Annotated in this window: 9 protein-coding genes; all 9 read right to left on the bottom strand. The window is 41.3% G+C overall.

Going from position 1 to position 12,010, the window contains the following annotated elements; genetic code table 11:
• Position 1 precedes the first annotated feature (1 nt).
• On the bottom strand, positions 2-1,216 hold the full coding sequence (lhgO, locus tag QNH17_RS09720) for an L-2-hydroxyglutarate oxidase (protein WP_283879471.1): 1,215 nt from the start codon (positions 1,214-1,216) through the stop codon (positions 2-4).
• Positions 1,217-1,266: 50 nt separating this feature from the next.
• A complete protein-coding gene (locus tag QNH17_RS09715; RefSeq protein ID WP_283878476.1) occupies positions 1,267-2,709 on the bottom strand; it encodes an aldehyde dehydrogenase family protein in 1,443 nt (480 codons plus the stop codon).
• Between the two features lie 46 nt (positions 2,710-2,755).
• On the bottom strand, positions 2,756-4,237 hold the full coding sequence (locus QNH17_RS09710) for a sodium:solute symporter family protein (protein ID WP_283878475.1): 1,482 nt from the start codon (positions 4,235-4,237) through the stop codon (positions 2,756-2,758).
• Positions 4,234-4,425: a DUF3311 domain-containing protein gene (locus tag QNH17_RS09705; protein WP_063254992.1), complete on the bottom strand. Its 192-nt coding sequence runs from the start codon at positions 4,423-4,425 to the stop codon at positions 4,234-4,236. Before QNH17_RS09705 ends, QNH17_RS09710 begins: the two co-directional genes overlap by 4 nt.
• A 97-nt stretch (positions 4,426-4,522) precedes the next feature.
• Complete coding sequence (locus QNH17_RS09700; RefSeq protein WP_283878474.1) at positions 4,523-5,941, bottom strand: amino acid permease; 1,419 nt, start codon at positions 5,939-5,941, stop codon at positions 4,523-4,525.
• A gap of 42 nt (positions 5,942-5,983) precedes the next feature.
• A complete protein-coding gene (locus tag QNH17_RS09695; protein WP_283878473.1) occupies positions 5,984-7,159 on the bottom strand; it encodes a Glu/Leu/Phe/Val family dehydrogenase in 1,176 nt (391 codons plus the stop codon).
• A 102-nt stretch (positions 7,160-7,261) separates the two neighbouring features.
• Positions 7,262-8,734: an aldehyde dehydrogenase family protein gene (locus QNH17_RS09690; protein ID WP_283878472.1), complete on the bottom strand. Its 1,473-nt coding sequence runs from the start codon at positions 8,732-8,734 to the stop codon at positions 7,262-7,264.
• Positions 8,735-8,881: 147 nt separating this feature from the next.
• On the bottom strand, positions 8,882-10,042 hold the full coding sequence (locus QNH17_RS09685; protein ID WP_283879470.1) for a M20 family metallopeptidase: 1,161 nt from the start codon (positions 10,040-10,042) through the stop codon (positions 8,882-8,884).
• Positions 10,043-10,223: 181 nt separating this feature from the next.
• A complete protein-coding gene (locus QNH17_RS09680; protein ID WP_283878471.1) occupies positions 10,224-11,942 on the bottom strand; it encodes a thiamine pyrophosphate-binding protein in 1,719 nt (572 codons plus the stop codon).
• Positions 11,943-12,010: the final 68 nt, after the last annotated feature.

The raw sequence follows: 12,010 nt of genomic DNA, 5'->3' as shown, positions 1-12,010 counted from the left end.
TTTAAACAATGTTAGCTTCCTTTAAGTTTGTTTGTTCTGGTATTCTATTCACCACTTCTTTTCCAATTTCGATGGAAGCCGTTGCAGCAGGAGATGGCGCATTACATACATGGATCGTTCGTTTTCCTTGAATAATATGGAAGTCATCTACCATATTTCCATCGCTCCTTAATGCTTGAGCGCGTACTCCAGCAGGTGCGGGGATTAAATCCTCTTCTTGGATTTCCGGAATCAGTTCCTGAAGGCTCTTTGTAAATTGTTTCTTACTGAAGGAGCGAATATATTCATCAAACCCCTCCTTCGCAAATTTCCCTGCCATTTTCCATAATCCAGGAAAGCTTAATGATTCTATTATATCCTTTGCATTAAAATCTGTCTTTCTGTATCCTTCCCGTTTAAAGCTAAGCACTGCATTTGGTCCCGCATCGACTTCACCGCTGATCATTCGGGTGAAATGGACCCCCAGAAATGGGAACTTTGGATTTGGAACAGGGTAAATTAAATTTTTTACTAGATAGCGCTTTTCAGGTTTTAATTTGTAATACTCGCCTCTAAAAGGCAAAATCTTCATATCTGTTTTATATCCTGTTGCTAGTGCTACACGATCACTGTGAAGCCCAGCACAGTTAATGACTATTCCAGCTTTTAATGTTCCGCGATTCGTTTCAATGATTACTTGATCCGATTCTTCTAACATTTTCTCCACTTTGGTATTTAGACGAATCTCTCCGCCACTCCCTCGGATAATTTCGGCGAACTTTTCACTAACTTGTCTGTAATTTACGATGCCGGCCATCGGAACACGGATTGCGCCTAAACCATTAACATGTGGTTCAATTTCCTTTAATTCATCTGTCCCGATTCTATGAATAGCTAATTCATTTTCCAGCCCGCGTTGATATAAATTCTCAAGAATCGGTATTTCCTCTTGTTTGGTTGCAACAATTACTTTTCCGCAAATATCATGGTCTATTCCATGTGTTTGGCAGAATGCCGTCATCGATTTACTTCCTTGGCGGGCAAAACGAGCTTTGAAACTACCGGGCTTATAATAAATGCCCGAATGAATCACACCGCTGTTATGCCCTGTTTGATGTTCCGCAACAACGGATTCCTTCTCAATGACGACTACCTTCGCATTAGGAAAACGCTCATAAATGGCCATCCCTGTTGATAAACCAACAATTCCTCCGCCAACTATTGCAAAATCATACATTTTCATTAGGACCCCTCTCCATTTTGATTTTCCTTGTTGAGTAGTAAGAATTACATTGGATCCATATAAACAGTCTTCACTTCTGTATAAAACTCAATAGCAGCTTTTCCTTGTTCACGACTGCCTGAACTAGAATTTTTACATCCGCCAAAAGGCATTTGTGGTTCTGCTCCCGAAGTTTCCGAGTTCACATGTACAAGTCCTACTTCCGCATCTTCAATGAAACGGCGGGCCAATGTTAAGTTGTTTGTGCAAATGGCTGCGCTAAGACCAAATTCAGTATCATTTGCCATTTCCACTGCTTCCTCGTAATCTTTGGCTTTAAACAAGGCAAGAACTGGACCGAAAATTTCCTCACGGGCAATCCGAGCATCTTTAGGCACGTTTTCAAAGATTGTTGGTTTTACATAAAAACCATTTTTTAATTCTTCATCTTCCGGGATCTCTCCACCGCAAAGCAGTGTTGCTTCTGATTTCCCCGTTTCGATCATTTCGAGCACCCCATCAAGCTGTGCTTTTGATACGGCCGGACCGATAACGGTTCCCTCGTGAAGCGGGTTACCAATTGTTAATTCCTTCGTACGCTTTACAAGCTGATCACGGAATGACTCGTAAATCCCTTCTTCGACAATCACACGACTCGTTGCTGTACATTTTTGACCGATAGATTTAAATGCTCCACCTACAGCTATTTCAACCGCTCTTTCAAGATCTGCATCATTTAGTACAACTAGCGGATTCTTTCCTCCCATTTCCATCTGTACCTTTTTTCCGTGTTCTACAGCCTGTTTTTGAATCTGCCGTCCAACTTGGTTCGAACCGGTGAAAGAAATGGCTTTTATATCTGGATGGTTCACCAATTCATTCCCAATAACAGATCCTCGGCCAAATACACAATTAAGGACACCTGCTGGCAGACCAGCTTCATCAAAAGCTTTCATAACGTGATAGACAGATTTCGGTGTTAAATCAGCAGGCTTAATCACCACTGTATTTCCGTATATAAGTGCTGGTGCCATCTTCCATACTGGAATGGCAATGGGAAAATTCCATGGTGTAATTAACCCAATAGGACCTAGTGGGGTACGGGTCGTATACAAAAATGTTTTCTCACTCGCAGACGGAATGACATCTCCAAGCGGCTGCCGTGCTTCAGCTGCATAATATTCGAGAATGCTAACTGAGCGATTCGCCTCCCCCATCCCTTCCAAAAACGCTTTTCCTTCTTCCTTAATCAGATCCCGTCCTATTTCCTCTATGTTTTCTTTCAAAATTGCCGCAGCCTTTTGTAAATAAACGGCCCTTTGTTGAATAGAGAGTTTTTTCCAGGCAGGAAATGCACTTTTTGCAGCAGCTACTGCGTCGTAAACATCAGCTGCTGCACTGGATGGGAATTCCCCCAAGCCTTCTCCATTATGTGGACTTAGATTCTCTTTATATTCATTTGTAGTTGGTTCTTTCCATTTACCGTTAATGTAATTCAAATGGCGCATCAATAGATCCTCCTAAACTCTTCTATCAATCTTTTTTACTTTTATTTCATGCTAGATTACTAATATTAGTGTCATCATCCACACTAGCAGCCGATTTCTTCGTTACAACACTTACTCCCAACGTTACAGCAATATTGATCATTAATACGGCTAATCCTAGATCTAAATCCTTAATGACATTTGGTAATGACGGGAATAACGTTGCAAGTGACATTTCTGTAATGGTTGAATAAATGACGATTATACTACTAACAATCATTCCAGCGAAGGCCCCTTGAACGGTAACTGGGTTGCTTTTCCAAAGGCTAAAAAACAAAGCAGGAAACAACTGAACCATAAAACTATAAGACATGATATATAGCGTAAGAACGGAGTTTCCGCCATTGAATGAAAAGTAAAGTCCCACCAAAGCAATGACAGGCACCAACATCTTGCTCAACTTTACCAACTGTTGATCCGTTGTGTTTGGTTTCCATACTTTATAGATATTTTTAGAAAGAAGCGTTGCAGTTGCCGTCAATATTAATGAACTTGGGATAAGAGCGGCCATTGCTCCAGCTGCCCCAATCACACCAACAAACCAAGGATCAAAAGACATTTTCGCCATTTTAAACAAGGCTAAATCTGCATCTGTACCATTTAAATCTGGAACTTGAATAATAGCGGAAAAACCGATAAGCAAGGAAAAAACGATAATAATCTGATAAATGGGCATTACCCCCGCATTCACACGCAGTGATTTAGCACTTTTAGCCGAGAACACCCCCGCTAGCATATGTGGAAACATGTAAAAGCCTAGTGCCGTCATGATCGTTGCAGAAACAAACCATGATATACTCAACCCTTGTTCAGGGAAAAGTAAAAATCCACTTTTTGCCGTATTGATTGCTTCAAACATCGGCTGTATTCCGCCGTAATAATGAAAAGGAAAATAAAATCCCATAAAGACGACGACAGCCAGGATTAGAATATCTTTAATAATCGCTGTCCATGCGGCCCCATGCATCCCTGATACCGTTACATAAATTGTGATGGCAATCACCCCTACCACTATCGCCATGTTGGGAGAAATCGAACCATAGGATGCTTGGGATACAATAATTCCTAACCCTTTTAACTGCATCACCAAATACGGGATAATGGCAATAACACTTATTATTGCTACTAGAACGCCGAGAGCCGGGCTATTATACTTTTTCTCGTAAAAATCTGATTGGGATAGGACTTTATTTTCCTTAGCATACTTCCAAACAGGCGGCAGCAGCCAGTAGCCGATTACAAAGTAAAAGCAATTGAATGCGTATAGGGCGGGAGGCATGCCGGATCGATAAGTACCACCACTTGCCCCCAGGAATGTATAGGTAGTAAACATCTCACCTGCTAATAAAAAGAACATCAAAAGACTTCCAAAACCCCGTCCCCCGACAGACCACTGCTCCATATTCATTTCTTTGCCTTTTCGGGCTTGAAGCCCTAACCAAATACACAATCCTAGAAAAAAAAGGATGACTAGAAGGGCTGCGTTCATAATTCTTCTTCCTCCTTATTCGCAGGATCCAGCTTATTAGCAATGATCAGGAACAAAGATGTCAGGCCAACCCAGCATATAGCCCAAAAAAGGACAAATGGCAATCCAAGTACATAGGGTTCCACTCGATTAATGACAAAAAGTGAACCCAAGGCTGGTATTAAAGTTAATAGAAAAACCTTCTTCATATTTCACCATCCCAGTTTAGAATACATAAATGTAATACAGTTGGATATCCACTATTTGAACCTTCTGATAATTAAAACTCCATTTAACCATTTTCCTCTAGTTAATCTGCTCCCCATTTGTTAGGACGGTTGTATCCATTCTCTTTCTTGTAAATTTAAAGTAGTAAAAAACATAACAAGCGACAACAAAGCCGAATCCTATATACAGTGATGTCCGCTGTGCCGGATCGAAAGCAGTAAACACGACGATTCCTACGCACATGATAAGGCAGACAATTGGAACTAGCGGGAAGAAAGGAACTTTAAATTTCAAATCCGCAAGCTTTCCCCCATCCGCCATATACTGTTTACGGAATTTATACTGTGCAAACGCAATTGCCATCCACGTAACTACCCCTCCAACACCACTGATCGCAAGCAGGACAACAAATAATGTTTCTTCTGCTATAACACTGGTAAGCAAGGAAAGTAAAGCAAAGGCAAGTGTCACAAGTAAGGCGTTCATAGGAACACCGCGTTTGTTTACCTTACCGAAGGCTAGCGGAGCCTGACCGCTTTGGGAAAGTGAAAAAAGGATTCTCGTACAAGCAAACAAACCTGTATTTCCCACTGAAAGTATCGCTGTTAATATAACAAAGTTCATAATATCAGCCGCATAAGGAATTCCTGTCATATCGAATACAGTTACAAATGGGCTTTCGAGCACACCCGCCTTCTTCCACGGAACAATGGCTGATAAGACAAAAGTTGCCAGTACATAGAAAAGTAAAATACGGACGATGATACTCCGGATAGCTTTTGGGATACTCTTTTCAGGATCCTCTGTCTCACCCGCTGCAACTCCCATAATTTCTGAACCCATAAAGGAATAAACGACTGTCATCACTGATATAAAGACGCCGATGAAACCTGTTGGAAATAATCCGTCACCGAAAAAGTTTGAAAGGTGGGGGGCCGATTGTCCCTTTATAGGAACCAAACCGAAAATCGCTGCCCCACCAACGACAATAAAAAAGAGAACAGCTAATACTTTAATGGCTGAGAACCAGTACTCCATCTCAGCAAAGCTTCTTGTAGTCAAGGCATTTATACCGAATAAAAGTAAGGAGAAAACGGTACACCATACCCATACCGGTACATCTGGAAACCACCTGGCCATCAACAAACCGGCTGCAATAAACTCTAGTCCTACATAAATTGCCCAGCTTAGCCAGTAAGTCCAGCCAATCATAAACCCAGAGGCAGGGCCGATAAACCGCTCTGCATGGGCCTGAAATGAACCGGAAACCGGCATTACGACGGATAGCTCCCCAAGACAAACCATGACCAAGTACATAAGCAAGCCTCCGAATAAATAGGCAGTAATAGCTCCGAAAGGTCCGGCCTCGCCAATCGCATACCCCGATCCTAGGAAAAGACCCGTACCAATGACTCCACCTATAGAAAGCATAAATAAATGCCTGCTTTTCATCGAACGTTTTAATTCTTTCGGTTGACTTCCCTGATCTGGTTTCATCCAATTCCTCCTTTATTTTCTCTATCCATATGAATTAACAGATTATCTGACTGCTGCTTTTTCAGATGGTTCAGCAAACTCTAATAAATCACTGACTTCTGGTTTAAAAATTTCATACGCAACATCTCGCTGATATCTGTTTTGTTTTTTCGCTTCTGAAAATAGTTGATTGGTATTTTTTCGGCATAGCTTTTCAATATCATCCATTACAGCCTGAGGGTCTGGTTTGACCAGTCCAAAAATCACAGCGTCATAAAATCTTATGGCCCCTAGGTTGGCAACAAAATCATTGACGATGTCAATTCCTCTTTGTTTAATGATTTCATCTCCTTCGGAAGATACTGGGATATTAGCCGCTTCAACAATCAAGCTGGCCTTTACCATCTCAGCATTAGACTGGTTAATAACATCCTCTAATGCAGACGGGATGAGAATATCACAATCTACATCAAGCCAGTCGGAGTTTGGCCTTACCGTATAGTTCGGTTCAAAATAATTGGTATCCATTTCTCCAAATACATTCTTATGGTCAATAAGGGTTTGAATATCCAATCCTTCTTCACATTTGACTAACAAGTTCGCATCTGAAATTCCGACGATTTTATAACCTAATTGAGACAGTTTTAATGCGCAGCTTGCTCCTACACACCCGAAGCCTTGAATGACAACCTCCGCTCCGTCCCTGCCATTTTTAAACTTCCAAGCTTCATCTGCCGAAAAGGCGACACCATATCCTGTCACAGCATCATTTAAAAGCAATCCATCAATTCTTGTTTTCATCAGTCCATCAAAATCCTTTATCCCTTGAAGAATTGCAGGATCTTGTTTCATTGTCTTTGTTAGAGGGATATCAATGCCGAATTCATTAAAGATTTGAAGGACATCTTCATACTTCGTACCGAGGTCACTTCCTAAAGATACGCCGCTATCAATATAAGGCATCATGGCAATTAAAAATCTTCTTAAGACTTTATTAGCATCCGGAGCTTTGTAATCATACTTAATACCAGCTTTACATCCTCCGGTCGTTCCGCTATCACTCGCTACATACTTATAAGCCATTGCATGGGCCAATCTTTCAACCTCTTCTTTTGTTACTGATGGATGCATTCTCGTACCGCCGCCTGTATATCCCTTCACGAAATTATGAACAACAAGCCACCCCTGTGCATCCGTTTCCGTATCATTCCACTCTACAACTAAATATGGTTTAGTCATTTCAATACCTCCTAAGAATTTTATTTTCTCATGCAGCTGCTATTTTAAAAAAACACTATTAACACTGTGAATATGTTGTTAATACCTTAAAAAATTAAGCTGCTATTCAAACCACCGAATAGGCTTTGGATTCAAATTAACGTTAATCTGTTTCGTTTCCTGGTATTCATCCAGTCCATAAGTACTAAGGCTTCTGCCGATGCCGCTTTGTTTATAGCCCCCCCACGGCGCTTGAATATTCGTGAGGTGGTAAGCGTTCACCCATGTAATACCGGCGCGGACTTTTTTGATGACTCTTATTGCCTTGTTTTGATCTGTAGAGAAAACCGCCCCTGCAAGTCCAAAGTCTGAGTCGTTGGCAATCTTGACTGCTTCTTCTTCATCTTTGAATTTCTGAATAGCAACAACGGGACCAAAGATTTCTTCTCTGACAATCCGCATATCGCTTGTTACATGAGTAAAGACGGTAGGCTCAATGAAAAATCCCTTTTCCAGCCCATCTTTCTCTATTCGATTACCACCTAGAGCAAGTTTCGCTCCTTCTTCTTTCCCAATTCGAATGTAGTCTAGTATACTTTCAAAATGCTTTTTGCCGACAATGGCACCCATTTGGTAATGTCCATCATTTCCGGGACCAACCCTAATCCCTTTTGCCTTTTCTACATATTTCTCCACAAATGTGTCGTAGATTCCCTCTTGGACAAGAAGACGGCTCCCCGAAGAACAAACTTGCCCAGAGCCCATAAAAATGCCAAATAGGGCATAATCAACGGCTGTTTCTAAATCCGCATCATCAAAGATAATGTTCGGAGATTTCCCTCCTAACTCAAGGGACACTTTTTTCAAATTACCTGCTGCCGCCTGCATGATCCGACGGCCGACCTCTGTACTTCCAGTAAAAGAAACAACGTCCACATCATCGCTCTCAGCAATCGTCTGCCCTACGACCGATCCAATTCCCATAATGAGGTTAGCTACTCCCTTTGGTAAATCGGACTGATCAATCAGTTCAAACAATTTTACTGCTGTCATCGGAGTAATTTCTGCCGGCTTTAGAAGAATGCTATTACCGGCCGCAAGCGCCGGTGCAATCTTCCATACACTCATCAATAAGGGAAAATTCCAAGGAACAATCAATCCGGCAACACCCATCGGTTCCTTTACAATCAATGTCTGCATATCCCCAGAGGCTTCATACGCTTGGCCATTAGGCATAGTAAGCAGACCTGCATAATAACGAAATGTATGAGCGGCCTCTTCAGCATCCGACCGTGCTTCTCTTCTCGTTTTTCCGTTATTTTGTACTTCCAACTCTGTTAACTCATCAATGTTTTCCTGCAATTTATCAGCAATTTGTAGTAAAACCGCCGCTCTTTCTTGCGGAGAACGGTCAGACCAGACACCACTTTCAAATGTTCTCTTAGCTATTTTGATTGTTTCTTCCGTTTCTTCTTTTGTTGCTTTCGGGGCTCTGGCAATGACTTCCTGTGTAGCAGGATTAATGATATTAAGTTTTTTCGGGTCACTTGATTCTACCCATTGCCCATTTATATATTGTTTCAATTCTATTGTCATAACTTTGTTTCCTCCCCACTTGCCTTGGTTGACTTATTATCATCAAATGTAAGCGTTCTATCAAAATAATAAACAATACACAATCTTTGATAGGCTTTAGGACTCTGCTGAATTTAGCTATTCTGATCACGATCAAAAGCGAACAAACTATTTATTCTTTTTAAATTCTGTCTTAATATTTTCCAATAAGTTTTTATCTGTTAAAACATCGTATCCCGTACAAGCTAATGCTAATGCACCATTAACAAGTGCTTGACGTCCTTTTTCTGATACTGTACTATCAGCAAATTCCTGGGTATGCAATACTAACTCTGAATCATTCAATCCAATAAATGGATGAATTGCAGGTACGACACGACTTACATTCCCCATATCCATAGATCCATTACTATGTTCAGAAGCTAGAACCGGTTGATCGGTGATTTCTTTTAAATTCTTAGTGAAAGCGTGGGATAGATATTGATTTGTAACCATATTGTCATAGCTTATTTGATAATTTAATATTTCAAGCTGTGAACCCGTCATTAGGGCAGCACCATTTGCGATATTTTTTACTTTTTTTACAACTTCATCTAAAGTAGAACGTTGTTTTGCTCTAATATAAAATTGAGCGACTGCTAAATTTGGAACAATATTCGGGGCTTGACCACCTTCAGAAATAATCCCGTGCACACGAACATCTGTCGGCAAATGCTCACGAAGTGCATTTATACCATTAAAAAGTTGGATAACACTATCTAGTGCATTAATTCCATGTTCAGGAGCCGCCGCTGCATGCGATGCTTTTCCTTTATATTTGAATTGAAGTGCATCTACCGCCAAAGTTGTTCCACTTGCAACGGATACATTATTAGGATGGAGAATCATCGCAACATCTACACTTTCGAATACTCCTTCTTGACTCATCGGCACTTTAGCACCATTCGTTTCCTCTGCCGGGGTACCTAATACGACAACGCTTCCCCCTATTTCACTTATCAGCTTGCTAAGAATAATACCAGCGCCCATACTCATCGTGCCAATCAAATTATGTCCGCACCCATGGCCAATTTCAGGCAAAGCATCATATTCTGCTAAAAAGGCGATTGTAGGACCCGCTTTTTCACCTTTAAATTCAGCTTTAAAAGAAGTTGGTCGGTCAACCAATCCTGATTCAATCCGAAAATCGTGTGCAGACAAAAAGTTTGTCAATAGTTGCATTGATTCAAATTCCTTGTCACCAAGTTCAGGATTTCTGTACATCTGACCGCTGATTTCCCATAACTTTGACTTTATTTTATCTAATTCAAGTTTAAGTATATCTTTCACCTTTAACATGACCGTCCTTATTTTTCAGATTATGTTTTCTGAATATAACCATTCATTGCATCGGAATAATAATTCCAATATAGTGAATTACTGGCCATATTACTTCATATGGCCACCAATTCTATCTCACTTTTAATAGACACATAGGCTCTCTAAGAGCGAGCGGTTCATTAGCTAAAACCTATCCCTGTTTTGGACGGAAAGAAGCGATGTATTCATCCGAATCCTTGTATTCCAATACTCCAACTGCTTCTACATCTACTACAACCATATAAGGCTTTCTGCTTGCGATTGCATTCGCTAATCCTGCCTTGAACTCTTCAACCGAGCGAACTTTCTCTGATTCGAAGCCCATTGATTTTGCCAGCAGGACGAAATCAGGGTTTTTCAAGTCTACAGATATACGTCGACCATATGCCGCTTCTTGATAGTATCGTAAGATTCCATATCCACCATCATCGAATAATAGAACGATAATCGGCGCATCCTCCTGAATCGCTGAGATCATCTCACTTGAATTCACCATGAATCCACCATCACCAGCAATGAGAACGACTTTCTTTTCCGGCTGACCGATTTGGGCGCCAATCGCCATTGGCAAACCTTGTCCGATGCCGCCGCCTGTCATGTAGAGGTAGTCTCTTGGTTCATAAATATCGAACAATTTATTCCCCCAAGTGTATCCAGGGATCGTTACGTCCGTCACCAATACTGTATTCTCAGGCAGCTGTTCACGCATAATATCCGCCACTTCACCATAAGGCCCAATTTGGCTTCGAAGATCATCACGTACAGCCTGACGGACTGACTGCACTTCATCGACATAATCTGCATCCGGATGGATCTCCTTATTGGCCAAAAGACTATTAATCTCTTGTAAAACTGCCTTGGCATCTCCATTCAGTGTATACAATGTATCAAAGTTACGATTAAAGGCATTAGGGTTCAAATCAATATTGATGTGATTTTCCGGTACCGGAAGTGTCCATCCATTCGTTTCACTACCACGGAAACGGACCCCGACACTAATAAGTAAATCCGACTTTTTCAATAGTTCCTCCACTTGAGGGGATAACGTAAAGTTACCGATGCAAAGCGGGTGGTTTTCAGGGATAGACCCTTTTCCAGATTCACTTGTAACGACCGCAGGCTGAATTTTATTTACCAGTCTTTGCAGTTCCTCTGATGCACCTGACGCAATTACCCCATTTCCTGCCCAAATGATTGGTCTTTTTGCTAAGACGATCCTTTCGATAGCATCAGCTGGAATATTGAGCTTTACCTCCTTGTTTTGAAGCGCTTCCATTTGAATCAATTGATTGTTAGGAATAATCTGTGCCTGGAAATTCGTTGGAATGGAAACAGTTACCGGACCTGTTGGTACAGTCAGTGCTTCTTTGATCGCTTTACGCATAAACGGAATGATTTGCTTTGGACGCTTCAATAGATAGGCTGCTTTGTTCACGCCCTCCATCGCTTTTAACTGGTCTTTAGCTTCGTGAATATAACGTTGGTCTGTTCCAATATAATTAGAATCCGCTTCCCCAGTAATGTGCAGAACAGGAGTCCCTGAGTTCCATGTTTCTGACAAGGAACCTGCCCCATTACCTGCTCCAGTACCAGTACTTGTGATGACAACACCCAATTTTCCTGTAGCACGGGCATAGGCATCAGCCATGTTAACCGCTCCACTTTCGCCACGGGCAGTAACGGTGCGGATATTCCCATCCCTTAGGATCGCGTCATATATCGGCATATTGTGGATACTAACGATTCCAAATACCGCTTCCACTCCTGCTTGCAGGAGCTCTTTTACTATTGCGTCCGCAACGGTGAATTCTGTTTGGTAACCTTTAACATTTGGTTCTGCAACGGCTGTAAATTCTGTTTGATTATTCATTTTAATCCTCCAAATATGTCTAGTAATATATTTCTATATAAATCTATTTTCATATAAACGAAGGGGTA

This window comes from Neobacillus sp. SuZ13 (assembly GCF_030123365.1).
Lineage (GTDB): Bacteria > Bacillota > Bacilli > Bacillales > Cytobacillaceae > Neobacillus.
The sequence above is the reverse complement of the archived record's forward strand: the minus strand, read 5'-3'. Positions and strand labels throughout refer to the sequence as shown.

What these genes read in the sequence shown, in the direction of transcription:
- lhgO (WP_283879471.1), bottom strand. Translation starts at nt 1,216, where the DNA reads ATGTATGATTTTGCAATAGTTGGCGGAGGAATTGTTGGTTTATCAACA.
- QNH17_RS09715 (WP_283878476.1), bottom strand. Translation starts at nt 2,709, where the DNA reads ATGCGCCATTTGAATTACATTAACGGTAAATGGAAAGAACCAACTACA.
- QNH17_RS09710 (WP_283878475.1), bottom strand. Translation starts at nt 4,237, where the DNA reads ATGAACGCAGCCCTTCTAGTCATCCTTTTTTTTCTAGGATTGTGTATT.
- QNH17_RS09705 (WP_063254992.1), bottom strand. Translation starts at nt 4,425, where the DNA reads ATGAAGAAGGTTTTTCTATTAACTTTAATACCAGCCTTGGGTTCACTT.
- QNH17_RS09700 (WP_283878474.1), bottom strand. Translation starts at nt 5,941, where the DNA reads ATGAAACCAGATCAGGGAAGTCAACCGAAAGAATTAAAACGTTCGATG.
- QNH17_RS09695 (WP_283878473.1), bottom strand. Translation starts at nt 7,159, where the DNA reads ATGACTAAACCATATTTAGTTGTAGAGTGGAATGATACGGAAACGGAT.
- QNH17_RS09690 (WP_283878472.1), bottom strand. Translation starts at nt 8,734, where the DNA reads ATGACAATAGAATTGAAACAATATATAAATGGGCAATGGGTAGAATCA.
- QNH17_RS09680 (WP_283878471.1), bottom strand. Translation starts at nt 11,942, where the DNA reads ATGAATAATCAAACAGAATTTACAGCCGTTGCAGAACCAAATGTTAAA.